This is a genomic window from Pseudomonas sp. GD03875, assembly GCF_029840585.1.
GTDB classification, from domain to species: Bacteria; Pseudomonadota; Gammaproteobacteria; order Pseudomonadales; family Pseudomonadaceae; genus Aquipseudomonas; species Aquipseudomonas paralcaligenes.
This window is the reverse complement of record NZ_JAOCCV010000034.1, coordinates 1-21,974: the sequence shown is the minus strand read 5'-3', so window position 1 is coordinate 21,974 and position 21,974 is coordinate 1. Positions and strand designations below refer to the sequence as shown.

Here is a 21,974-nt window from a genome sequence, read left to right as displayed (position 1 = left end):
CCCCAGGAAGCAAATTATATGCCTGACCTTGAATGATTCCAGCCGTTTGCGCAAGTCCCGCACGCGGGAGGGGCTCAGAGGCGGAATTCGTGGCCCAGGTAGACTTCCTTGACCAGTTGATTGGCGAGGATGGTCTCGGCGTCGCCTTCGGCGATCAACTGGCCGTCGTTGACAATGTAGGCGGTCTCGCAGATGTCCAGGGTCTCGCGCACGTTGTGATCGGTGATCAGTACGCCGATGCCCTTGGCCTTCAGGTGATGGATGATCTGCTTGATGTCACCCACCGAGATCGGGTCCACGCCGGCGAAGGGTTCGTCGAGCAGGATGAACTTCGGCTCGGTGGCCAGGGCGCGGGCGATCTCCACGCGGCGACGCTCGCCGCCGGACAGGCTCATGCCGAGGCTGTCGCGGATGTGGTTGATGTGGAACTCCTGCAGCAGGGCTTCCAGGGCGCTCTGGCGGCCGGCGCGGTCGAGATCCTTGCGGGTCTCGAGGATCGCCATGATGTTGTCGGCCACGCTCAGCTTGCGGAAGATCGAGGCTTCCTGCGGCAGGTAGCCGATGCCGGAGCGCGCGCGGCCGTGCATGGGCTGGTGGCTGATGTCGTCGCTGTCGATCAGCACGCGGCCCTGATCGGCCTGGACCAGGCCGACGATCATGTAGAAGCAGGTGGTCTTGCCGGCGCCGTTGGGGCCGAGCAGGCCGACGATTTGCCCGCTGTCGATGGACAGGCTGACGTCGCGGACCACCTGGCGGCCCTTGTAGCTCTTGGCCAGGTGCTGGGCTTTGAGGGTCGCCATTACTGCGCCTGCTCCGGCTGGCCGTTCTTCTTGCGCGGCTGCAGGATCATGTCGATGCGCGGGCGCGGCACCGATACGCTGCTGCCCGTGGCGCGGCCGGCGTTGACGATCTGGCGCTGGGTGTCGTAGACGATCTTCTCGCCTTCGAAGGTGTTGCCCTGCTGGATCACCTTGGCCTGGTCGATCAGCACGATGCGCTCGTTGCTCGCGAAGTACTGGATGGTCTTGCCGTAGGCCTTGACGATGTCCTTGTCCACGGACGGCTTCTGCTCGTAGTAGGCCGGGTGGCCCACCGAGGTGAAGACTTCGATCTCGCCGTTGGCGTCCTGGGTGATGGTCACGGTGTCGCCGGTGATCTTCAGGGTGCCCTGGGTGATCACCACGCCGCCGCGGTAGACGGCCACACCTTGCTTGTCATCCAGTTCCGCGCTGTCCGCCTGGACCCGGATCGGCTGATCGCGGTCGCTGGGCAGGGCCCAGGCGGCAGCGCTTCCCAGCGCGGCGCCCAGGCTGAGCAATAGGGGGAAGGTTTTAACGAACCTCATGCTGGCCTCTTACGTTGGACAGCAAGTCGATCTTGCCGTCGTTCATGTACGCTTTCATTCCCTGTGCCGTGGTCACCCCGTTGGCGGCCTCGATTCTAACGGCTTGCTGGGTCTGCGCATATTCTTCGTCGGGAAACACGGTGACCCGGCTGCTGGTGATCACGGTCGGGCGATTCTTGGCGTCGGTGCGGGCGATGCGCACGTTGTCGATCAGTTCGACCTGCTTGCCCTCCGGGGCGACCTCGCCCTTGTCGCTGCGCACGTGCCAGGGATACTGGGTGCCGCGGTAGAGCTGCAGGTCCGGCTTGTCGAGCAGGGTCACGTCGGTGGCCTTGATGTGCTTGACCTTGGCGGCAGTCATCTCGTAGCGCAGCTTGCCGTCTTCCTGGAACTGCCGGGTAGTGGCGCCGACCACGTAGAAGTCGATGGCGTTCTCGGCTTCGGCGGCGGCCTTCTTCTCCATGAAGCTCTCGGGGCGGACGTTCCAGTAGCCCAGCGCGCCGACCAGGACGATCGCCACCAGGGCCATGAGGTAGTTGCGCAGCTTGCCGTTCATGAGCGGTCCTAGAGGTAGGCGGCCTGGGCGGCTTCGAGCGTGCCCTGGCCGCGCATGATCAGTTCGCAGAACTCGCGGGCCGCGCCTTCGCCGCCCCGCGCGGCGGTCACGCCGTGGGCGTGCTGACGGACGAAGGCGTCGGCGCTGGCCACGGCCATGCCGAGGCCGACGCGGCGGATTACCGGCAGGTCGGGCAGGTCGTCACCCAGGTAGGCGACCTGTTCATAGCTCAGGCCCAGCTCGCCGAGCAGTTCATCCAGTACCACCAGCTTGTCCTCGCGGCCCTGGTACAGGTGCTGGATGCCGAGGTTCTGCGCACGGCGCTCGACCACCGGGGTCTTGCGCCCGCTGATGATCGCGGTGCGCACGCCGGAGTTGATCAGCATCTTGATGCCGTGGCCGTCGAGGGTGTTGAAGGTCTTGAATTCGCTGCCGTCGGTGAGGAAGTACAGACGACCATCGGTGAGCACGCCATCGACGTCGAAGATGGCGAGGCGGATGGCCTTGGTGCGCTGCAGGAGATCGGCGGTCATCACAGTACTCCGGCGCGCAGCAGGTCGTGCATGTTGAGGGCGCCGACCGGGCGGTCCTCATCGTCCACCACTACCAGCGAGTTGATCTTGTGGTCTTCCATGATTCTCAGGGCCTCGGCGGCGAGCATCTCGGCGCGGGCGATCTTGCCATGGACGGTCATCACTTGGTCGATGCTCGCCTGGCGCACGTCGATGCCCTTGTCCAGGGTGCGGCGCAGGTCACCGTCGGTGAAGATGCCGGCCAGCTTGCCGTCGGCCTCGACGATCACTGTCATGCCCAGGCCCTTGCGGGTCATTTCCAGCAGCGCCTCGCGCAGCGACGTGCCGCGCGGTACCAGCGGCAGGCGCTCGCCGGCGTGCATCACGTTCTCCACCTTGAGCAGCAGACGTCGGCCGAGGGCGCCGCCCGGATGGGAGAAGGCGAAGTCCTCGGCGGTGAAGCCGCGGGCCTCCAGCAGGGCGATGGCAAGGGCGTCGCCGAGTACCAGGGACACGGTGGTGGAGGAGGTCGGTGCCAGGTTCAGCGGGCAGGCTTCCTGGGGCACGCAGGCGTCGAGATTGACCTCGGCGGCCTTGGCCAGCGGCGATTCGGGATTGCCGGTCATGCTGATGAGCTGGATGCCCAGGCGCTTGATCAGTGGCAGCAGGGTGACGATCTCGGCGGTGGAGCCGGAGTTGGACAGGGCCAGGACCACGTCGTCGCGGGTGATCATGCCCATGTCGCCATGGCTGGCCTCGGCGGGATGGACGAAGAAAGAGGGGGTGCCGGTGCTCGCCAGGGTGGCGGCGATCTTGTTGCCGATGTGGCCGGACTTGCCCATGCCGACCACGACCACCCGACCCTTGCAGGCCAGGAGCATTTCACAGGCGCGAACGAAGTCTGCATCGATGCGGCTGAGCAGGCTCTCCACGGCCTCGGCCTCGAGGCGGATGGTGCGCTGTGCGGACTGGATCAGATCGCTGGTCTGGTTCATGCGTTGTGATACTGGGCCTAAAAGGCGAGGAGTATAACGGTAAAGGCGATCGGGCTCACGTGGAGCGCTCCGCACTGAGCGTATGTTGTGACCAATTGTTATGAAAAAGTTGCAGTGCCTTGGGCTGCAATCATGCCGATGCTATATTCCGCGCCCTGTTCGGCCTGACCACGGCGCGAGGTGTCCCTGCCGTGGAAACCTGCGTCTGTCCATGGAGGGCCGCATCTCAAGGAGTTTGGATGAGCGCCGAGAATGCCTATGCCGTCGAGTTGAAGGGACTGACCTTCAAACGCGGCGCGCGCAACATCTTTGACAACGTCGATATCCGCATTCCCCGTGGCAAGGTCACCGGCATCATGGGACCGTCCGGTTGCGGCAAGACCACCCTGTTGCGCCTGATCGCCGCACAGCTCAAGCCCGCCAGCGGCGAAGTCTGGGTCAACGGGCAGAACCTGCCCGAACTCTCCCGCCCCGATCTGTTCGACATGCGTAAGCAGTTCGGCGTGCTGTTCCAGAGTGGTGCGCTGTTTACCGATCTCGACGTGTTCGAGAACGTCGCCTTCCCGCTCCGCGTGCATACCCAGCTGTCCGACGAGATGATCCGCGACATCGTGCTGATGAAGCTGCAGGCAGTTGGCCTGCGCGGTGCGGTCGACCTCATGCCGGACGAGCTGTCCGGCGGCATGAAGCGCCGTGTGGCGCTGGCCCGGGCGATCGCGCTGGACCCGCAGATCCTGATGTACGACGAGCCGTTCGTCGGTCAGGACCCCATCGCCATGGGCGTGCTGGTGCGCCTGATTCGCCTGCTCAACGATGCCCTCGGCATCACCAGCATCGTGGTGTCCCACGACCTGGCCGAGACCGCCAGCATCGCCGACTACATCTATGTGGTGGGCGATGCCCAGGTGCTGGGGCAGGGCACGCCGGCGGAGCTGCGGAACTCGGATAACCCGCGTATCCAGCAGTTCATGAAGGGCATTCCCGATGGCCCGGTGCCGTTCCACTATCCGGCGCCGAATTATCTCGACGATCTGCTGGGGGCGCGCTGATGCGCAGGAAGTCTCTTCTCGAACGCATCGCGCTGCTCGGTCGCGCCGGTATCGACGTGGTCCAGGCCATGGGGCGCTCGACCCTGTTCCTGTTCGCCTCGCTGCTCGGCCGCGGCGGCCTGCGCAACGGCGGCCAACTGCTGATCCGCCAGCTCTACTCGGTGGGCGTGCTGTCGTTGCCGATCATCGTGGTGGCCGGCCTGTTCATCGGCATGGTGCTGGCGTTGCAGGGCTATAACATCCTGACCAGCTATGGTTCCGAGCAGGCCGTGGGGCAGATGGTGGCCCTGACCCTGCTGCGCGAACTCGGCCCGGTGGTCACCGGCCTGCTGTTCGCCGGCCGCGCCGGTTCGGCGCTGACCGCCGAGATCGGCAACATGAAATCCACCGAGCAGCTGTCCAGCCTGGAAATGATCGGCGTCGATCCGCTCAAGTACATCATCGCCCCGCGTCTGTGGGCCGGCTTCATCTCCATGCCGCTGCTGGCCGCGATCTTCAGTGTCGTCGGCATCTGGGGCGGGGCGATGGTCGCCGTCGACTGGCTGGGCGTATACGAAGGCTCGTTCTGGTCGAACATGCAGAACAGCGTGGAATTCGTCGACGACGTGCTCAACGGTGTGATCAAGAGCGTGGTGTTCGCCTTCGTGGTGACCTGGATCGCCGTGTTCCAGGGCTACGACTGCGAGCCGACCTCGGAAGGCATCAGTCGTGCCACGACCAAGACCGTGGTCTATGCCTCTCTGGCCGTGCTCGGACTCGACTTTATTCTGACCGCCCTGATGTTTGGAGATTTCTGATGCAAAGCCGCTCCCTGGAAATCGGCGTAGGCCTGTTCCTGCTGGCCGGACTGCTGGCGCTGCTGCTGCTCGCCCTGCGCGTGAGCGGGCTGTCGGCCACCGGCTCCAGCGATACCTACAAGTTGTATGCGAACTTCGACAACATCGCCGGTCTTACAGTCAGGGCCAAGGTGACCATGGCCGGTGTGACCATCGGCAAGGTGACCGCCGTCGATCTGGACCGCGACAGCTACACCGGTCGCGTGACCATGGAGATCGAGCAGCGGGTCGACAACCTGCCCGTGGACTCCACGGCCTCGATCCTCACCGCCGGCCTGCTGGGCGAGAAATACATCGGCATCAGCGTCGGTGGCGAGGAAGACCTGCTCAAGGACGGCAGCACCATCCACGACACCCAGTCGTCGCTGGTGCTGGAAGACCTGATCGGCAAGTTCCTGATGAACTCGGTGAATAAGGAAAGCAAATGAGCATGTTCAAAATCCTGCGTCGCGGCCTGCTGGTCCTGCTGGCAAGCTTGCCCCTGGTGGCCTTCGCCGCTCCCGGCGCCTTCGATGTGGTCAAGGGCACCACCGACGAGCTGCTCGGTGACCTGCAGGCCAACAAGGCCGCCTACAAGCAGAACCCGGAGAAGTTCTACGACAGCCTGGAGCGCATCCTCGGGCCGGTGGTGGACAGCGAGGGCATTTCCCGCAGCATCATGACCGTCAAGTACTCGCGCAAGGCGAGCGATGCGCAGATCAAGCGCTTCGAGGAGAACTTCAAGCGTGGCCTGATGCAGTTCTACGGCAATGCTCTGCTCGAATACGACAACCAGGACATCCGCGTGCTGCCGGCCAAGGCCGATGGCGACGAGCGCGCCAGCGTGGGCATGGAAGTGAAGGACGCCAAGGGCGCCGTCTACCCGGTGTCCTACACCATGGTGCGGATCGACGGCCAGTGGATGCTGCGCAACGTGATCATCAACGGCATCAACGTCGGCAAGCTGTTCCGCGACCAGTTCGCCGACAGCATGCAGCGCAACGGCAATGACCTCGACAAGACCATCGACGGCTGGGGCGCCGTGGTGGCCAAGGCCAAGGAAAGCGCCGAAGGCCAGCAGGCGGGCGGTCAATGAGCGAAACCGCCATCCGCCAGGGTGCGGGCGGCGAGCTTCTGCTCTCCGGCGTGCTCGACTACCGCAGCGGCCCGGCCCTGCGTGAGCAGGGGCGCGAGCTGATCCGCTCGGCCCCGGCCGCCGAACTGGTGGTCGACTGCTCGGCGGTGGAGAAGTCCAGCAGTGTCGGTCTGTCGCTGCTGCTGGCATTCATGCGTGACGCCAAGGCGGCTGGCAAGAAGCTGAGTGTGCGTGGACTGCCGCAGGACATGCAGGGCATCGCCCGGGTATCCGGCCTGCACGAGCTGCTCGGCCTGCCGGCCTGACCCGCCAAGCAGCCCTCCGTCTGCCGGGCTTCGCAGGCGGGGGGCTTTTTTGTATGATTGCCGACCCGCGAGCCCAGGCCCGCCACCGAATCCTTTTGCGCCATCGAGGTCGAGCATGCAGGCCGTAGAAGTTAAGAACCTCCTGGAGGCCAAGCTGCCCAACACCCTCGTCGAGGTGGAAGGCGAAGGCTGCAACTTCCAGTTGAACCTGATCAGCGACGAGCTGGCCGCGCTCAGCCCGGTCAAGCGCCAGCAACAGATCTACGCCCATCTCAATGCATGGATCGCCGATGGCAGCATCCACGCCGTCACCATGAAATTCTTCAGCCAGGCCGCCTGGGCCGAGCGTTCTTGAGCCCCGAGACCCGAATGGACAAACTGATCATCACCGGCGGTATCCGCCTCGACGGCGAAATCCGCATTTCCGGCGCGAAGAACTCCGCGCTGCCGATTCTCGCCGCCACCCTGCTGGCCGATACCCCGGTCACCGTGTGCAACCTGCCGCACCTGCACGACATCACCACCATGATCGAGCTGTTCGGCCGCATGGGCGTGCAGCCGATCATCGACGAGAAGCTCAGCGTCGAAGTCGACGCCAGCAGCATCAAGACCCTGGTCGCGCCCTACGAGCTGGTGAAGACCATGCGCGCGTCGATCCTGGTGCTCGGCCCGATGGTCGCCCGTTTCGGCGAGGCCGAGGTGGCCCTGCCCGGTGGCTGCGCCATCGGTTCGCGTCCGGTCGACCTGCACATCCGCGGTCTCGAGGCCATGGGCGCCGAGATTCTCGTCGAAGGCGGCTACATCAAGGCCAAGGCTCCGGCCGGTGGTCTGCGCGGCGCGCACTTCTTCTTCGACATCGTCAGCGTGACCGGCACCGAGAACATCATGATGGCCGCGTCCCTGGCCAAGGGTCGCACCGTGCTGGAAAACGCCGCACGCGAACCGGAAGTGGTCGACCTGGCCAACTTCATCAACGCCATGGGCGGCAAGGTCAGCGGTGCCGGTACCGATACCATCGTCATCGACGGCGTGGACCGCCTGGGCGGCGGTCGCTACAGCGTCATGCCCGACCGCATCGAAACCGGCACCTACCTGGTGGCGGCCGCCGCCACCGGCGGTCGGGTCAAGCTGAAGGACACCGACCCGACCATCCTCGAGGCCGTGCTGGCAAAGCTGCAGGAAGCGGGCGCCGAGATCACTACCGGCAAGGACTGGATCGAGCTGGACATGAAGGGCAAGCGGCCGAAGGCCGTCAACGTGCGCACCGCGCCGTACCCGGCCTTCCCGACCGACATGCAGGCCCAGTTCATCTCCCTCAACGCCATCGCCGAGGGTACCGGCACCGTCATCGAGACGGTGTTCGAGAACCGCTTCATGCACGTCTACGAGATGAACCGCATGGGCGCGCAGATTCTGGTCGAGGGCAACACCGCCATCGTCACCGGCGTGCCGGCGCTCAAGGGCGCACCGGTCATGGCTACCGACCTGCGCGCTTCCGCCAGCCTGGTGATCGCCGCACTGGTGGCCGAGGGCGAAACCCTGATCGACCGCATCTACCACATCGACCGTGGTTACGAGTGCATCGAGGAAAAACTGCAGTTGCTCGGCGCCAAGATCCGCCGCGTGCCGGGCTAGTAAGGGCATTTCATGCTGACCATCGCGCTGTCCAAGGGCCGCATTCTCGACGACACCCTGCCGCTGCTCGCCGCGGCAGGTATCGAACCGACCGAGAATCCGGAAAAGAGCCGCAAGCTGATCATCCCGACCACTCAGGATGACGTGCAGCTGCTGATCGTGCGCGCCACCGACGTGCCGACCTATGTCGAGCACGGCGCCGCCGACCTCGGCGTGGCCGGCAAGGACGTGCTGATGGAGTACGGCGGCCAGGGCCTGTACGAGCCGCTGGACCTGCAGATCGCCAACTGCAAGCTGATGACCGCCGGCAAGGTCGGTGCGCCGGAGCCGAAAGGCCGCCTGCGCGTCGCCACCAAGTTCGTCAACGTGGCCAAGCGTTACTACGCCGAACAGGGCCGTCAGGTCGACGTGATCAAGCTGTACGGCTCCATGGAGCTGGCCCCGCTGGTCGGCTTGGCCGACAAGATCATCGACGTGGTCGACACCGGCAACACTCTGCGTGCCAACGGTCTGGAGCCCCAGGAGCTGATCGCCCACGTCAGCTCGCGCCTGATCGTCAACAAGGCCTCGATGAAGATGCAGCATGGCCGCATCCAGGCGCTGATCGAGACCCTGCGCGACGCGGTCGACCACCGAAGCTGATACCTCCAGTGCGGCCCTGCGCCGCACGCGCCTATCCGTGTCATAGCCAGAATTCTCAGGTGCCCGCACGGTACGGCTGGTACTCTACGGGCGCCTGAGCAATAGCCAATCAAGAGGCCTCGCTATGACCGCTCCCACCGCCATCCGCCGACTCAATGCCGCTGACCAGGACTTCGCGCGACACCTGGATCATCTGCTGAGCTGGGAAAGCGTGTCGGACGACGCGGTCAACCAGCGCGTGCTGGACATCATCGCTGCCGTTCGCGCGCGCGGCGACGCCGCCCTGGTCGAGTTCACCGAGAAGTTCGATGGTCTGGAAGTCGCTTCCATGGCTGACCTGATCCTGCCGCGCGAGCGCCTGGAGCTGGCCCTGACCCGCATCAGTTCCGAGCAGCGTGCCGCCCTGGAGAAGGCCGCCGAGCGCGTGCGCCTCTACCACGAGCGGCAGAAGCAGGACTCCTGGACCTACACCGAGGCCGACGGCACGGTGCTGGGGCAGAAGGTCACCCCGCTGGACCGCGCCGGCCTGTACGTGCCGGGCGGCAAGGCATCGTACCCGTCTTCGGTGCTGATGAACGCGATTCCGGCCAAGGTCGCCGGCGTGCCGGAAGTGGTGATGGTGGTGCCGACCCCGCGTGGCGAGATCAACGAGATCGTCCTGGCCGCCGCTGCGATCGCCGGTGTCGACCGCGTGTTCACCATCGGTGGCGCCCAGGCCGTGGCCGCGCTGGCCTACGGCACCGAGAGCGTGCCGCCGGTGGACAAGATCGTCGGCCCCGGCAACATCTATGTGGCCACCGCCAAGCGCCATGTGTTCGGCAAGGTCGGCATCGACATGATCGCCGGTCCGTCCGAGATTCTCGTGGTCTGCGACGGCCAGACCGATCCGGACTGGATCGCCATGGACCTGTTCTCCCAGGCCGAGCACGATGAGGATGCCCAGTCCATCCTGGTCAGCCCCGATGCGGCGTTCCTCGACAAGGTCGCCGAGAGCATCGCCAGGCTGCTGCCGACCCTGGAGCGCGAGACCATCGCCCGCACCTCCATGGAGGGGCGCGGCGCGCTGATCCAGGTCGCCGACATGGCGCAGGCCATCGAGGTGGCCAATCGCATCGCGCCTGAGCACCTGGAGCTGTCGGTGGAGAACCCCGAGCAGTACCTGCCCGAGATTCGCCATGCCGGCGCCATCTTCATGGGACGCTACACTGCGGAAGCGCTGGGCGACTACTGCGCAGGCCCCAACCACGTGCTGCCGACTTCCGGCACCGCGCGCTTCTCCTCGCCACTGGGCGTGTACGACTTCCAGAAGCGCTCGTCGATCATCCATTGCTCGGCCGATGGCGCGTCCGAGCTGGGCAAGGTCGCGTCGGTACTGGCCCGTGGCGAGTCGCTGACCGCCCACGCGCGCAGCGCCGAGTACCGTATCAAGCCGTAAGCTTACTGACCGCTGTAGGAGCGAGCTCTGCTCGCGAAGCTTTTAAGCGAGCCATTCGCGAGCAGAGCTCGCTCCTACGAAAAGCAACACGAACCAATTCGAGGAGAGAAGGGCAGATGAGCAAATTCTGGAGCCCCTTCGTCAAGGACCTGGTGCCCTACGTGCCGGGCGAGCAGCCGAAACTGACCAAGCTGGTCAAGCTGAACACCAACGAGAACCCCTACGGCCCATCGCCCAAGGCGGTCGCCGCCATGCAGGCCGAGCTGGGCGACAGCCTGCGCCTGTACCCGGACCCGAACAGCGACCGCCTCAAGCAGGCGGTGGCCGACTACTACGGCGTGAGCACCGCCCAGGTATTCGTCGGCAACGGCTCCGACGAGGTACTGGCGCACGCCTTCCACGGCCTGTTCCAGAACGGCCGGCCGCTGCTGTTCCCCGACGTGACCTACAGCTTCTACCCGGTCTACTGCGGCCTGTACGGCATTCCCTATGAGGCGCTGGCGCTGGACGATGATTTCCAGATTCGCGTCGAGGATTACTCGCGGCCCAACGGCGGCATCATCTTCCCCAACCCTAACGCGCCAACCGGCTGCCTGCTGCCGCTGGAGGCCATCGAACGGATGCTCCAGGCCAGCCCGGACAGCGTGGTGGTGGTGGACGAGGCGTACATCGACTTCGGCGGCGATACCGCGATCAAGCTGGTGGATCGCTATCCGAACCTGCTGGTGACCCAGACCCTGTCCAAGTCGCGCTCCCTGGCGGGCCTGCGGGTCGGCATCGCGGTCGGCCACCCGGACCTGATCGAGGCGCTGGAGCGGGTCAAGAACAGCTTCAACTCCTACCCGCTGGACCGCATGGCCATCGTCGGCGCGGCGGCGGCCTTCGAGGACGAGGCCTACTTCCGCGAGACCTGCCAGCGGGTGATCGACAGCCGCGAGCAGCTGGTCGCCTCGCTCGCCGGACTGGGCTTCGAGGTGCTGCCGTCAGCGGCCAACTTCGTCTTCGCTCGCCACCCGCAGAAGGATGCCGGTGAGCTGGCCGCGGCGCTGCGCGAGCACGGCGTGATCGTGCGCCACTTCAAGCAGCAGCGCATCGCCCAGTTCCTGCGCATCACCATCGGCAACCCGGAGCAGAACCAGGCACTGCTGGATGCGCTGGGGCAGGTTCTGTAACGACCGCCGCAACGAAAAAGGCGCCCCGCGGGGCGCCTTTTTTCATGGCCATGCCCCCGTTGTTACGTGTTGCGCAGGCAAGCCCCTCTGTCTGAACACTGCAGTTGCCTGTCCCTGGATCCCCGCCTTTGCGGGGATGACGAGGTAGGGGGAATCTTCCGAAACCGTCATCCCCGCGCAGGCGGGGATCCAAAAGGGGTCAGGGCACTACACAACTAACGAGGACATAGCCTTTTTCATGGCCGCTTCTCAGGGTTGTTGCGGCTGCTGCACCTCGGCCGAGGCCGGCGGGCGCACGCCGATCTCGGCGGTCAGCTTCAGGGTCTCGCCGCCGCGCAGCACCTCGATATTCACCTTCTCGCCGGGCTGGGTGCGCGCCACCTGGTTCATCGAGCGGCGGCCGTCTACTGCAGCCTCGTCGCCGATCTTGAGGATCAGGTCACCCGGCTGCAGACCGGCCTTCTGTGCCGGACCGCCGCGGTAGATGCCGGCGACAAGGATTCCGGCGCGCCCCTGCAGGCCGAAGGATTCGGCCAGCTCCGGGGTCAACGGTTGTACCTCGATGCCCAGCCAGCCGCGGATCACCTGGCCCTGCTCGATGATCGCCTTCATCACGTCGCGGGCCAGCTTGACCGGGATGGCGAAGCCGATGCCCTGGGAGCCGCCGGACTTGGAGAAGATCGCGGTGTTGATGCCGATCAGGTTGCCGTGGGCGTCCACCAGCGCGCCGCCGGAGTTGCCGGGGTTGATCGCCGCGTCGGTCTGGATGAAGTCCTCGTAGGTGTTGAGACCCAGCTGGTTGCGCCCGGTGGCGCTGATGATGCCCATGGTCACGGTCTGGCCGACGCCGAAAGGGTTGCCGATGGCCAGGGTGACGTCGCCGATCTGGATCTGGTCGGAGCGGCCGAGGGTGATGGCCGGCAGGTTCTTCAGGTCGATCTTGAGCACCGCCAGGTCGGTCTCGGGGTCGCTGCCGATCAGGCGGGCCAGGGTCTCGCGGCCGTCCTTGAGCGCCACCACGATCTGGTCCGCATCCGCCACCACGTGGTTGTTGGTCAGCAGGTAGCCTTCCGGGCTCATGATCACGGCCGAGCCCAGGCTCGACTCCATGCGCCGCTGGCGGGGCAGGTTGTCGCCGAAGAAGCGGCGGAACACCGGGTCGTCCAGCAGCGGATGGCTGGACTTGCTGACCATCTTGGTGGTGTACAGGTTGGCCACGGAAGGGGCTGCGCGGCTCACCGCGTCGGCATAGGAGACCGGACCTTCCTGGGCGATGCCGTAGCGCGGGGCCTGCTGCAGATGCACCTCGTTGCCGGGCATGCCGACCCACTGCGGGTAGCGCTGGATCAGCAGCAACGCCAGCAACAGACCGGCCACGAGAGGCCAGCCGAGAAAACGCAATGCCTTGAGCATCGGAAGAAAGGTCCTGTTGGAAGAGGCCGCCGCGGTTGCGGGCATTGTCCTGCGAGTGGGGCGCAGGCGTGCCCGGACGGGCCTGATAGCGACGGCATTATAAGGGGGCTTTCGGCAAATACGAGGGGGCAGCCGCACTCTCCGACCAAGTCTCGGGTGCGCTGTAGCGGGGCGGGGAAGGGCCCGTCGAAGGGCGTCGGGTCAGATGTCGATCACGGCCTTGGGGTTCCTGCTGCGCACCCGCTCGGCGAGCAGTTCGGCCAGGCTGCGGTCGTCCAGGCCGGCGGGCATGCGGTAGTGCTGCAGGGCGATGGCATGGCCGCTGTGCCCGCCCTTCAGCCGGAGCTGCCGGTCGTGCGCGCCATAGCGGCGATAGAGCACGAGGGCGATGTCGTGGTAGGCGAGCGACTGGCCGGGCCAGGCGATGCCGTCCGCGTCGATGCGGATGACTTCCCGGCGCAGGCGCCGTTCGGCCAGGGGATACCAGAGCAGCCCGGCCAGGGCATAGAGCAGCAGCGCAATGGCGCACATTGCCAGCCAGTCATTGTCCAACCACAGGAGCGCACCGCCGAGCAGGCCCGCGACGAGGCTCCTCGCCATGCTGCGGACGATTATTCCGGGCGGTACCTGCGACGGCTCGAGGATGATCGGTGGCATGGCCTTCCAGTTCAGCGGGGAAAGGCCAGAGTATCGTTCTTCCATATATTGTTGGTCAATTTCAGCCATACGACACCGATCAGGCCGCTCCCTACACTCTGCGCATCAATGAGAAGAGTAGGTCATGAGCGCTTTCGGCAGAACCTTGCGTAGAGCCCGCCTTGCGGCCGGCCTGACCCAGGAGCAACTGGGCTTCGAGGTCGGCGTGACCAAGGCCTCGGTCTCCGCGTGGGAGAACAGCCGCGAAACGCCGAGCTTCGCCGTGCTGCTGCTCCTGCGCCAGGTGCTGAAGATATCCCTGGACGTGCTGGTCGACGGCTGGCCCGAAGAGGCGCCCAACCTGCAGGAAGACACTTCCAACTACCTGGCCGACCCGCGGCGCATCCGCAGCGAGCGGGAATTCGACCTGCTGCAGCGCTTCCGCACCATGAGCGGCCGCCGGCAGGAGGCCTTTCTCGAGATCATGCGGCCTTCCGAGTAGACTCCCGCTGCCAGGCTGCGCCCTCGCGCAGCCGACCGTTATAGAGAGGAGACGACCTTGGCCATTGCCCTGACCACCCTGGTGGAGGAAGCCGACCGTTTCCTCGGCGCCGCGCGTATCAGCGACTACTGCCCCAACGGCCTGCAGGTCGAGGGCAGACCGCAGGTGCGCCGTATCGTCAGCGGCGTCACCGCCAGCCAGGCATTGCTGGATGCGGCGGTGGAGGCGGAGGCCGATGTGGTGCTGGTCCACCATGGCTATTTCTGGAAGGGCGAGAACGCCTGCATCACCGGCATGAAGCGCCGCCGCCTGCAGACCCTGCTCGGCAACGACATCAGCCTGCTCGCCTACCACCTGCCGCTGGACCTGCACCCCGAGGTCGGCAACAACGTGCAACTGGCCCGCCAGCTCGACATCACCGTGGAGGGCCCGCTCGATCCGGACAATCCCAGGGTGGTCGGCCTGCTCGGCTCGCTGGCCGAACCGCTGTCGCCGCGCGACTTCGCCCGTCGCGTGCAGGACGTGCTGGGGCGCGAGCCGCTGCTGGTGGAAGGGCAGGGCATGGTGCGCCGCATCGGCTGGTGCACCGGCGGCGGTCAGGGCTACATCGACTACGCCATTGCCGCCGGGGTCGACCTGTTCCTCACCGGCGAGGCCTCGGAGCAGACCTTCCACAGCGCCCGGGAGAACGGCATCAGCTTCGTCGCCGCCGGCCACCATGCCACCGAGCGCTACGGTGTGCAGGCGCTGGGCGATCATCTGGCGCGGCGCTTCGCCCTAGAGCACCTGTTCATCGACTGTCCGAATCCGGTTTGAAAGGCTGCCTGGCCTCGCTGGAAAGTCCCTGATTTTCGGGCATAAAACTAGATCGTTTAGTTCTAAGTGGGCGCCTGAATAGAAGAGGGCGCTGTGCTAGAGTGCGCGCTCGTCCACGGCCCGCCGGCCGTCCATCCCAGACCGTGATAAGCCATGCTCGACAAACTGACGCACCTGAAACAGCTCGAGGCGGAAAGCATCCACATCATTCGTGAGGTGGCCGCCGAGTTCGACAACCCGGTGATGCTGTACTCCATCGGCAAAGATTCCGCGGTGATGCTGCACCTGGCCCGCAAGGCCTTCTTCCCTGGCAAGCTGCCGTTCCCGGTGATGCATGTCGACACCCGCTGGAAGTTCCAGGAGATGTACAGCTTCCGCGACAAGATGGTCGCGGAGATGGGGTTGGACCTGATCACCCACGTCAACCCGGACGGCGTCGCCCAGGGCATCAACCCCTTCACCCACGGCAGCGCCAAGCACACCGACATCATGAAGACCGAGGGCCTCAAGCAGGCGCTCGACAAGTACGGCTTCGACGCCGCCTTCGGTGGTGCCCGCCGCGACGAGGAGAAGTCCCGCGCCAAGGAGCGCGTGTACTCCTTCCGAGACAGCAAGCACCGCTGGGATCCGAAGAACCAGCGCCCCGAGCTGTGGAACGTGTACAACGGCAAGGTCAAGAAGGGCGAGTCGATCCGCGTGTTCCCGCTCTCCAACTGGACCGAGCTGGACATCTGGCAGTACATCTATCTGGAGCAGATTCCGATCGTTCCGCTGTACTTCGCCGCCGAACGCGACGTGATCGAGAAGAACGGCACCCTGATCATGATCGACGACGAGCGCATCCTCGAACACCTGTCGGACGAGGAGACGGCTCGCATCCAGAAGAAGATGGTGCGTTTCCGCACCCTCGGCTGCTACCCGCTGACCGGCGCAGTGGAGTCGGAGGCGACCAGCCTGACCGACATCATCCAGGAAATGCTCCTGACCCGTACTTCCGAACGCCAGGGCCGTGTGATCGATCACGACGGCGCCGGTTCGATGGAAGAGAAGAAACGTCAGGGCTATTTCTAAGGATTCCGCACCATGAGTCATCAATCCGATCTGATCAGCCAGGACATCGTTGCGTACCTGGCCCAGCACGAGCGCAAGGAACTGCTGCGCTTCCTCACCTGCGGCAACGTCGACGACGGCAAGAGCACCCTGATCGGGCGCCTGCTGCACGATTCCAAGATGATCTACGAAGATCATCTGGAAGCCATCACCAAGGACTCCAAGAAGGTCGGCACCACGGGCGACGAGGTCGACCTGGCGCTGCTGGTGGACGGCCTGCAGGCCGAGCGCGAGCAGGGCATCACCATCGACGTGGCCTACCGCTACTTCAGCACCGCCAAGCGCAAGTTCATCATCGCCGACACCCCCGGCCATGAGCAGTACACCCGCAACATGGCCACCGGCGCCTCCACCTGCGACCTAGCCATCATCCTGATCGACGCCCGCTACGGTGTGCAGACCCAGACCCGACGCCACAGCTTTATCGCCTCCTTGCTCGGGATCAAGCACATTGTCGTCGCCATCAACAAGATGGACCTCAAGGGCTTCGACCAGGGCGTGTTCGAGCAGATCAAGGCCGACTACCTGCAGTTCGCCGAGAAGATTGACCTGAAGACCAGTTCGCTGCACTTCGTGCCGATGTCGGCGCTGAAGGGCGACAACGTGGTCAACAAGTCCGAGCGCTCGCCGTGGTACCAGGGCCAGTCGCTGATGGAAATCCTCGAGACCGTCGAGGTTTCCGGCGATCGCAACCTCAACGACATGCGCTTCCCGGTGCAGTACGTCAATCGCCCGAACCTGAACTTCCGCGGCTTTGCCGGCACCCTGGCCAGCGGCATCGTGCGCAAGGGCGACGAAGTGGTTGCGCTGCCGTCCGGCAAGGGCAGCAAGGTCAAGTCCATCGTCACCTACGAAGGTGAGCTGGAGCAGGCCGGCCCGGGCCAGGCCATCACCCTGACCCTGGAAGACGAGATCGACGTGTCGCGCGGCGACATGCTGGTGCATGCCGACAACCTTCCGCTGGTCGCCGATGGCTTCGAGGCGATGCTGGTATGGATGGCCGAGGAACCGATGCTCCCCGGCAAGAAGTACGATATCAAGCGCGCCACCAGCTATGTGCCGGGCTCGATTCCGAGCATCAGCCACAAGGTCGATGTGAACACGCTGGAGGAGACCGCCGCGAGCAGCCTGCAGCTGAACGAGATCGCCCGGGTCAAGGTCGCCCTCGACGCACCCATCGCCCTCGACGGCTACGGACAGAACCGCACCACCGGTGCCTTCATCGTCATCGACCGTCTGACCAACGGCACCGTCGGCGCCGGCATGATCATCGCCGCGCCGCAGGCTGGCCAGGGCGGCGGTCATCACGGCAAGCTGGCCCACGTCTCCACCGAAGAGCGCGCCGCGCGCTTCGGCCAGCAACCGGCCACCGTGCTGTTCAGCGGTCTGTCCGGCGCCGGCAAGAGCACCCTGGCCTATGCCGTGGAGCGCAAGCTGTTCGACATGGGCCGTGCGGTCTACGTCCTCGACGGCCAGAACCTGCGCCACGACCTGAACAAGGGGCTGCCGCAGGATCGCGCCGGACGCACCGAGAACTGGCGCCGCGCCGCCCATGTCGCCCGCCAGTTCAACGAGGCCGGCCTGCTGACCCTGGCCGCCTTCGTTGCCCCGGATGCCGAAGGTCGCGAGCAGGCCAGGGCGCTGATCGGCGAGGATCGCCTGATCACGGTGTACGTCCAGGCTTCGCCGGCGGCGTGCCGCGAGCGCGATCCGCAGGGGCTGTACGCCGCCGCTGGCGACAACATCCCGGGCGAGTCCTTCCCCTACGACGTGCCGCTGAACGCCGATCTGGTGATCGACACCCAGTCGGTCTCGGTGGAAGAGGGCGTCAGGCAGGTGCTGGACCTGCTGCGTTCGCGCGGGGCGATCTGATCGAGCCTCATGCGAAAAGCCCCGCCTGGTGTGGGGCTTTTCCGTGGGGTGCGCCGCACGCACCGGTATTCCGCTCGCGGTGCGTGTAGCGCACCTGCCCCTGGGCATTTACCAACATCCAATAAAAAGCCCCGCACTGGCGGGGCTTTTTATTGGCTATGTCCACGTTAGTTGTTGCACACCTTGTGGGAGCGGATTTATCCGCGAATTTCGCGGCCAATCGGAATGCCGCCCAGCCGCTCCCACAAGAGCAGAATTGCGTCACCAACACGTAACGGGGACATAGCCTTTCTATTGAGATGGATTCAGCGCTTGAGGCCGAAGGTTTCGTCCAGGGTGCCGGGGCTGTCCGGGTCCTTGGTTGCGTAGTCCTTGGGCGCCTCGGTGCTCTTCGGCGGGGTCAGGCGTTCGCGCGAGGCTTTGCTCTCATCAGTGTTCAGGGCGGCCAGCAGGCGCTGGCGGGTCAGTTCGTCGGCGGCCAGGCGGCTGGCGCCGAGGGACAGGTGTTCCTGCACGTCTTGGTAGCTCTGGGTGAGCTTCTTCACCAGGCTGGCGGTGGTGTTGAAATGGGTGACCACTTCGCTCTGGTAACTGTCGAAGCGCTGCTGCAGTTCGTCCAGCTGGCGCTGGGTGCGGCCGGGGGCGGTGTTGGGCAGCAGGCGCGCCGCCAGGAAGCCGACAGCGACGCCGACCAGCAGGGCGATGGCGGGCAGCAGCCAGGGGGTGAGCGATTGTTCCACGAGTCCTTCCTCTGAAAGCGGCTTTGCTTTACGGTAGCGGCTCTCGCCGACACTGTATACCGCGGCAAAGCCCTGTTGTGCGATGTGCCTAACCAAGACGTGTCGACCCTGCCCGGGGTCACGGAGTTCCTGCTGTTGATCCGCGAAAATCCTCTGCAGCTCGACGGTCCCTGCGGCCCGCTCGAGGCCCTGTTCTGTGAAGTGCCGGACGCCCGCGGCGTCGCCCTGATCTGCCATCCCAATCCGGTCCAGGGCGGCACCATGCTCAACAAGGTGGTCTCCACCCTGCAGCGCGCGGTGCGCGACATGGGCCACCACACCCTGCGCTTCAACTACCGCGGCGTCGGCGCCAGCGCCGGCAGCCACGACATGGGCACGGGCGAGGTGGATGACGCCGAGGCGGTCGCGCACTGGCTGCGCGAGCATTACCCACAGCTGCCATTGACCTTGCTCGGCTTCTCCTTCGGCGGCTTCGTCGCCGGTGCCCTGGCCGGCCGCCTGGAGGACCAGGGCGTGGCGATTCCCCGCCTGTTCATGGTCGCCCCCGCCGTGCACCGCCTGCAGGCGCCCGAGCATCTGCCCCGGAGTGGCGCGCTGGTCGTGATCCAGCCGGAGCAGGACGAGGTGGTCGAGCCCGAGTCCGTCTACGCCTGGTCGGCGGACCTTCCCCGTGCCCATGAGCTGCTGAAGGTGGCAGAATGCGGCCACTTTTTTCATGGCAAGTTGCCCGAACTGAAAGAGCTTGTGCAGCCGCGCCTCCAATAAGTCGAAGCGAATTCCAGATGACCACCCGAATCCTCACCGGCATCACCACCACCGGCACCCCGCACCTGGGCAACTACGCCGGCGCCATCCGCCCGGCCATCGTCGCCAGCCGCGCCGCCGACGCAGACTCCTTCTATTTCCTCGCCGACTACCACGCGCTGATCAAGTGCGACGAGCCGGCGCGTATCCAGCGTTCGCGCCTGGAGATCGCCGCCACTTGGCTGGCCTGTGGCCTGGACGTGAACAAGGCGACCTTCTATCGCCAGTCCGACATCCCTGAGATTCCCGAGCTGTGCTGGCTGCTCACCTGCGTCGCCGGCAAGGGCCTGCTCAACCGTGCCCACGCCTACAAGGCCTCGGTGGACAAGAACGTCGAACAGGGCGAAGACCCGGACGCCGGCGTGACCATGGGCCTGTTCAGCTACCCGGTGCTGATGGCGGCGGACATCCTGATGTTCAACGCGCACAAGGTGCCGGTCGGCCGCGACCAGATCCAGCACGTAGAGATGGCCCGTGACATCGGCCAGCGCTTCAACCACCTGTTCGGCGCCGGCAAGGAACTGTTCACCCTGCCCGAGGCGGTGATCGAGGAAGAAGTGGCGACCCTGCCCGGTCTCGACGGCCGCAAGATGAGCAAGAGCTACGACAACACCATCCCGCTGTTCGGCAGCGCCAAGCAGCTGAAGGAGGCGATCGCCCGCATCGTCACCGACTCCAGGCTGCCGGGCGAGCCCAAGGATGCCGACGGCTCGCACCTGTTCACCCTCTACCAGGCCTTCGCCACCCAGGCCCAGCAGGCCGAGTTCCGCGCCGAACTGGAAGGCGGCCTGGCCTGGGGCGAGGCGAAGAGCCGCCTGTTCCAGCTGCTCGACGCCGAGCTGGGCGAGGCCCGCGAGCGCTACCACGCACTGATCGCCAAGCCGGCCGACCTGGAGGACATTCTCCTGGCCGGCGCCGCCAAGGCGCGCCGGATCGCCACGCCGTTCCTCGGCGAGCTGCGCGAGGCGGTGGGCCTACGCTCGTTCCGCGAGCAGGTGCAGGTGGCGGGCGAGAAGAAGAAGGCGACCAAGAGTGCGCGCATCGTCAGCTTCCGCGACGATGACGGCAGCTTCCGCTTCCGTCTGCTGGACACCGCCGGCGAGCAGCTGCTGTTGTCCAGGTCGTTCGCCGACGGCAAGGCGGCGGGCCAGGCCAGCAAGCGCCTGAAGTCCGGCGAGGCGCTGGATGTGCGCGCCCAAGGCGAGAGTTTCTCCGTGTGGCTGGACGACGAGCCAATCGGCGAGAGCCCGGCTTTCGCCGATGCCGCTGCGCGGGATGACGCCATCGCCCGCCTGCGCGAGGCGCTCGCCCCGCAGGAGTGAGGCACACGGCGTGATTGCCAAGCAACGGGGCCGTCGCTAAAGTGACCGCCCCGTTTTTGTTACCGAAGTTCCCAGCATGACTCCTCTTGAGCGTTATCAGGCCGATCTGAAGCGGCCGGACTTCTTCCACGACGCCGCGCAGGAAAACGCCGTGCGCCACCTGCAGCGCCTGTACGACGATCTCGTGGCGGACTCGCAGGCGTCCTCCGGGCTGCTCGGCAAGCTGTTCGGCAAGAAGCGCCAGGGACCGGTCAAGGGCATCTACTTCTGGGGCGGCGTCGGCCGCGGCAAGACCTATCTGGTCGACACCTTCTTCGATGCGCTGCCCTTCGAACAGAAGATGCGCACCCATTTCCACCGCTTCATGAAGCGCGTCCACGAGGAGATGAAGACCCTCAAGGGCGAGCGCAACCCGCTGACCATCATCGGCAAGCGTTTCGCCGACGAGGCGCGGGTGATCTGCTTCGACGAGTTCTTCGTCTCCGACATCACCGACGCGATGATCCTCGCGACTCTGCTGGAAGAGCTGTTCAAGAATGGCGTGAGCCTGGTGGCCACCTCCAACATCGTGCCGGACGGCCTGTACAAGGACGGTCTGCAGCGCTCGCGCTTCCTGCCGGCCATCGCCCTGGTCAAGGAATACACCGAGGTGGTCAATGTCGACAGCGGCGTGGACTACCGCCTGCGTGCCCTGGAGCAGGCCGAGCTGTTCCACTGGCCGCTGGATGCCGAGGCCGAGACCAGTCTCAAGCAGAGCTTCCAGAGCCTGCTGCCGGATTGCACCCACGCGATGGAGAACGAGGCGCTGATCATCGAGAACCGCGCGATCAATGCCGTGCGCGTCTGCGAGGACGTGGCCTGGTTCGAGTTCCGCGAGCTGTGCGACGGCCCGCGCAGCCAGAACGACTACATCGAGCTGGGCAAGATCTTCCACGCGGTGATCCTGGCCAACGTCGAGCAGATGGGCGTGGCCAAGGACGACATGGCGCGGCGTTTCATCAACCTGGTGGACGAGTTCTACGACCGCAACGTCAAGCTGATCATCTCGGCCGAGGTGGAGCTGAAGGACCTGTACAGCGGCGGGCGCCTGAACTTCGAGTTCCAGCGCACCCTCAGCCGCTTGCTGGAGATGCAGTCGCACGAGTTCCTGTCGCGCCCGCACAAGCCGTAACGGCGCCAACGTCCGCCAGTTACGAAAACGC

Annotated in this window: 25 protein-coding genes; 17 read left to right on the top strand and 8 right to left on the bottom strand. The window is 65.4% G+C overall.

Features of this window, described 5'->3' with window-relative positions; genetic code table 11:
- Window positions 1-74 precede the first annotated feature (74 nt).
- The 5 genes from lptB to N5D30_RS22040 are packed head-to-tail and all read right to left on the bottom strand — an operon-like array spanning window position 75 to window position 3,408.
- A complete protein-coding gene (lptB, locus tag N5D30_RS22060) occupies window positions 75-800 on the bottom strand; it encodes an LPS export ABC transporter ATP-binding protein (protein ID WP_220813891.1) in 726 nt (241 codons plus the stop codon).
- Entirely contained in the window at window positions 800-1,345 is a 546-nt protein-coding gene (gene lptA / locus N5D30_RS22055) for a lipopolysaccharide transport periplasmic protein LptA (RefSeq protein WP_220813892.1), read from the bottom strand. The genes lptB and lptA overlap by 1 nt, the downstream gene beginning before the upstream one ends.
- A complete protein-coding gene (gene lptC, locus N5D30_RS22050; protein WP_279910691.1) occupies window positions 1,332-1,901 on the bottom strand; it encodes an LPS export ABC transporter periplasmic protein LptC in 570 nt (189 codons plus the stop codon). Before lptC ends, lptA begins: the two co-directional genes overlap by 14 nt.
- 8 nt (window positions 1,902-1,909) lie before the next feature.
- Complete coding sequence (locus N5D30_RS22045) at window positions 1,910-2,434, bottom strand: HAD family hydrolase (protein ID WP_220813894.1); 525 nt, start codon at window positions 2,432-2,434, stop codon at window positions 1,910-1,912.
- On the bottom strand, window positions 2,434-3,408 hold the full coding sequence (locus tag N5D30_RS22040; RefSeq protein WP_279910690.1) for a KpsF/GutQ family sugar-phosphate isomerase: 975 nt from the start codon (window positions 3,406-3,408) through the stop codon (window positions 2,434-2,436). Before N5D30_RS22040 ends, N5D30_RS22045 begins: the two co-directional genes overlap by 1 nt.
- 239 nt (window positions 3,409-3,647) lie before the next feature.
- On the opposite strand from N5D30_RS22040, the gene N5D30_RS22035 reads away from it, so the two are divergent.
- From N5D30_RS22035 to hisC, 10 genes are all read left to right on the top strand, one after another.
- Window positions 3,648-4,457: an ABC transporter ATP-binding protein gene (locus N5D30_RS22035; RefSeq protein WP_220813896.1), complete on the top strand. Its 810-nt coding sequence runs from the start codon at window positions 3,648-3,650 to the stop codon at window positions 4,455-4,457.
- A complete protein-coding gene (gene mlaE / locus N5D30_RS22030; protein WP_220813897.1) occupies window positions 4,457-5,254 on the top strand; it encodes a lipid asymmetry maintenance ABC transporter permease subunit MlaE in 798 nt (265 codons plus the stop codon). The genes N5D30_RS22035 and mlaE overlap by 1 nt, the downstream gene beginning before the upstream one ends.
- Complete coding sequence (gene mlaD, locus N5D30_RS22025) at window positions 5,254-5,721, top strand: outer membrane lipid asymmetry maintenance protein MlaD (protein WP_220813898.1); 468 nt, start codon at window positions 5,254-5,256, stop codon at window positions 5,719-5,721. The genes mlaE and mlaD overlap by 1 nt, the downstream gene beginning before the upstream one ends.
- 2 nt (window positions 5,722-5,723) lie before the next feature.
- Window positions 5,724-6,368, top strand: coding sequence for an ABC transporter substrate-binding protein (locus N5D30_RS22020; protein WP_279904747.1), 645 nt, complete (start codon window positions 5,724-5,726; stop codon window positions 6,366-6,368).
- Window positions 6,365-6,673 (top strand): STAS domain-containing protein, encoded by a 309-nt coding sequence (locus N5D30_RS22015; protein ID WP_279910689.1) that lies wholly within the window; start codon window positions 6,365-6,367, stop codon window positions 6,671-6,673. Before N5D30_RS22020 ends, N5D30_RS22015 begins: the two co-directional genes overlap by 4 nt.
- A gap of 115 nt (window positions 6,674-6,788) precedes the next feature.
- Window positions 6,789-7,028: a BolA family protein gene (locus N5D30_RS22010; protein WP_220813900.1), complete on the top strand. Its 240-nt coding sequence runs from the start codon at window positions 6,789-6,791 to the stop codon at window positions 7,026-7,028.
- A gap of 14 nt (window positions 7,029-7,042) precedes the next feature.
- A complete protein-coding gene (gene murA / locus N5D30_RS22005) occupies window positions 7,043-8,308 on the top strand; it encodes a UDP-N-acetylglucosamine 1-carboxyvinyltransferase (RefSeq protein WP_220813901.1) in 1,266 nt (421 codons plus the stop codon).
- A gap of 12 nt (window positions 8,309-8,320) precedes the next feature.
- Window positions 8,321-8,950: an ATP phosphoribosyltransferase gene (hisG, locus tag N5D30_RS22000; RefSeq protein WP_279904693.1), complete on the top strand. Its 630-nt coding sequence runs from the start codon at window positions 8,321-8,323 to the stop codon at window positions 8,948-8,950.
- A gap of 124 nt (window positions 8,951-9,074) precedes the next feature.
- Window positions 9,075-10,385, top strand: a complete 1,311-nt coding sequence (hisD, locus tag N5D30_RS21995; RefSeq protein ID WP_279910688.1) for a histidinol dehydrogenase — start codon at window positions 9,075-9,077, stop codon at window positions 10,383-10,385.
- A 116-nt stretch (window positions 10,386-10,501) separates the two neighbouring features.
- Entirely contained in the window at window positions 10,502-11,557 is a 1,056-nt protein-coding gene (hisC, locus tag N5D30_RS21990) for a histidinol-phosphate transaminase (RefSeq protein ID WP_279910687.1), read from the top strand.
- A 249-nt stretch (window positions 11,558-11,806) separates the two neighbouring features.
- On the opposite strand, the gene algW is transcribed toward hisC, so the two are convergent.
- Window positions 11,807-12,970, bottom strand: coding sequence for a Do family serine endopeptidase AlgW (gene algW / locus N5D30_RS21985; protein WP_279904696.1), 1,164 nt, complete (start codon window positions 12,968-12,970; stop codon window positions 11,807-11,809).
- Between the two features lie 201 nt (window positions 12,971-13,171).
- Complete coding sequence (locus tag N5D30_RS21980; protein WP_279910686.1) at window positions 13,172-13,627, bottom strand: hypothetical protein; 456 nt, start codon at window positions 13,625-13,627, stop codon at window positions 13,172-13,174.
- Between the two features lie 124 nt (window positions 13,628-13,751).
- Here N5D30_RS21980 and N5D30_RS21975 point away from each other — a divergent pair, with 124 nt between their 5' ends.
- The 4 genes from N5D30_RS21975 to cysN all read left to right on the top strand — a co-directional run bounded on the left by N5D30_RS21975 (window position 13,752) and on the right by cysN (window position 17,906).
- Entirely contained in the window at window positions 13,752-14,108 is a 357-nt protein-coding gene (locus N5D30_RS21975; protein WP_220813907.1) for a helix-turn-helix transcriptional regulator, read from the top strand.
- 57 nt (window positions 14,109-14,165) lie between these two features.
- Window positions 14,166-14,924: a Nif3-like dinuclear metal center hexameric protein gene (locus N5D30_RS21970; protein ID WP_279910685.1), complete on the top strand. Its 759-nt coding sequence runs from the start codon at window positions 14,166-14,168 to the stop codon at window positions 14,922-14,924.
- Between the two features lie 153 nt (window positions 14,925-15,077).
- Window positions 15,078-15,995, top strand: coding sequence for a sulfate adenylyltransferase subunit CysD (cysD, locus tag N5D30_RS21965; protein WP_279910684.1), 918 nt, complete (start codon window positions 15,078-15,080; stop codon window positions 15,993-15,995).
- A gap of 12 nt (window positions 15,996-16,007) precedes the next feature.
- Window positions 16,008-17,906, top strand: a complete 1,899-nt coding sequence (gene cysN / locus N5D30_RS21960) for a sulfate adenylyltransferase subunit CysN (protein WP_279910683.1) — start codon at window positions 16,008-16,010, stop codon at window positions 17,904-17,906.
- Window positions 17,907-18,211: 305 nt separating this feature from the next.
- Here cysN and N5D30_RS21955 read toward each other — a convergent pair whose 3' ends face one another.
- Window positions 18,212-18,646: a DUF1043 family protein gene (locus N5D30_RS21955; RefSeq protein WP_220813911.1), complete on the bottom strand. Its 435-nt coding sequence runs from the start codon at window positions 18,644-18,646 to the stop codon at window positions 18,212-18,214.
- 132 nt (window positions 18,647-18,778) lie between these two features.
- Between N5D30_RS21955 and N5D30_RS21950 the strand changes: the two genes are divergently transcribed.
- From N5D30_RS21950 to zapE, 3 genes are all read left to right on the top strand, one after another.
- A complete protein-coding gene (locus N5D30_RS21950; protein WP_279910708.1) occupies window positions 18,779-19,411 on the top strand; it encodes an alpha/beta fold hydrolase in 633 nt (210 codons plus the stop codon).
- A 17-nt stretch (window positions 19,412-19,428) separates the two neighbouring features.
- Complete coding sequence (locus N5D30_RS21945) at window positions 19,429-20,772, top strand: tryptophan--tRNA ligase (RefSeq protein ID WP_279910682.1); 1,344 nt, start codon at window positions 19,429-19,431, stop codon at window positions 20,770-20,772.
- Between the two features lie 76 nt (window positions 20,773-20,848).
- On the top strand, window positions 20,849-21,943 hold the full coding sequence (gene zapE / locus N5D30_RS21940) for a cell division protein ZapE (protein WP_220813913.1): 1,095 nt from the start codon (window positions 20,849-20,851) through the stop codon (window positions 21,941-21,943).
- Window positions 21,944-21,974: the final 31 nt, after the last annotated feature.

Excerpts from the sequence above, each read along its gene's own strand:
- mlaD (WP_220813898.1), top strand. The coding sequence starts at position 5,254 with ATGCAAAGCCGCTCCCTGGAAATCGGCGTAGGCCTGTTCCTGCTGGCC.
- N5D30_RS21975 (WP_220813907.1), top strand. The coding sequence starts at position 13,752 with ATGAGCGCTTTCGGCAGAACCTTGCGTAGAGCCCGCCTTGCGGCCGGC.
- N5D30_RS22010 (WP_220813900.1), top strand. The coding sequence starts at position 6,789 with ATGCAGGCCGTAGAAGTTAAGAACCTCCTGGAGGCCAAGCTGCCCAAC.
- murA (WP_220813901.1), top strand. The coding sequence starts at position 7,043 with ATGGACAAACTGATCATCACCGGCGGTATCCGCCTCGACGGCGAAATC.
- N5D30_RS21980 (WP_279910686.1), bottom strand. The coding sequence starts at position 13,627 with ATGCCACCGATCATCCTCGAGCCGTCGCAGGTACCGCCCGGAATAATC.
- zapE (WP_220813913.1), top strand. The coding sequence starts at position 20,849 with ATGACTCCTCTTGAGCGTTATCAGGCCGATCTGAAGCGGCCGGACTTC.
- N5D30_RS22020 (WP_279904747.1), top strand. The coding sequence starts at position 5,724 with ATGTTCAAAATCCTGCGTCGCGGCCTGCTGGTCCTGCTGGCAAGCTTG.
- lptC (WP_279910691.1), bottom strand. The coding sequence starts at position 1,901 with ATGAACGGCAAGCTGCGCAACTACCTCATGGCCCTGGTGGCGATCGTC.
- N5D30_RS22035 (WP_220813896.1), top strand. The coding sequence starts at position 3,648 with ATGAGCGCCGAGAATGCCTATGCCGTCGAGTTGAAGGGACTGACCTTC.
- N5D30_RS22045 (WP_220813894.1), bottom strand. The coding sequence starts at position 2,434 with ATGACCGCCGATCTCCTGCAGCGCACCAAGGCCATCCGCCTCGCCATC.
- cysN (WP_279910683.1), top strand. The coding sequence starts at position 16,008 with ATGAGTCATCAATCCGATCTGATCAGCCAGGACATCGTTGCGTACCTG.
- algW (WP_279904696.1), bottom strand. The coding sequence starts at position 12,970 with ATGCTCAAGGCATTGCGTTTTCTCGGCTGGCCTCTCGTGGCCGGTCTG.
- lptB (WP_220813891.1), bottom strand. The coding sequence starts at position 800 with ATGGCGACCCTCAAAGCCCAGCACCTGGCCAAGAGCTACAAGGGCCGC.
- hisG (WP_279904693.1), top strand. The coding sequence starts at position 8,321 with ATGCTGACCATCGCGCTGTCCAAGGGCCGCATTCTCGACGACACCCTG.
- hisD (WP_279910688.1), top strand. The coding sequence starts at position 9,075 with ATGACCGCTCCCACCGCCATCCGCCGACTCAATGCCGCTGACCAGGAC.
- N5D30_RS21945 (WP_279910682.1), top strand. The coding sequence starts at position 19,429 with ATGACCACCCGAATCCTCACCGGCATCACCACCACCGGCACCCCGCAC.
- N5D30_RS22015 (WP_279910689.1), top strand. The coding sequence starts at position 6,365 with ATGAGCGAAACCGCCATCCGCCAGGGTGCGGGCGGCGAGCTTCTGCTC.
- lptA (WP_220813892.1), bottom strand. The coding sequence starts at position 1,345 with ATGAGGTTCGTTAAAACCTTCCCCCTATTGCTCAGCCTGGGCGCCGCG.
- cysD (WP_279910684.1), top strand. The coding sequence starts at position 15,078 with ATGCTCGACAAACTGACGCACCTGAAACAGCTCGAGGCGGAAAGCATC.
- N5D30_RS22040 (WP_279910690.1), bottom strand. The coding sequence starts at position 3,408 with ATGAACCAGACCAGCGATCTGATCCAGTCCGCACAGCGCACCATCCGC.
- mlaE (WP_220813897.1), top strand. The coding sequence starts at position 4,457 with ATGCGCAGGAAGTCTCTTCTCGAACGCATCGCGCTGCTCGGTCGCGCC.
- hisC (WP_279910687.1), top strand. The coding sequence starts at position 10,502 with ATGAGCAAATTCTGGAGCCCCTTCGTCAAGGACCTGGTGCCCTACGTG.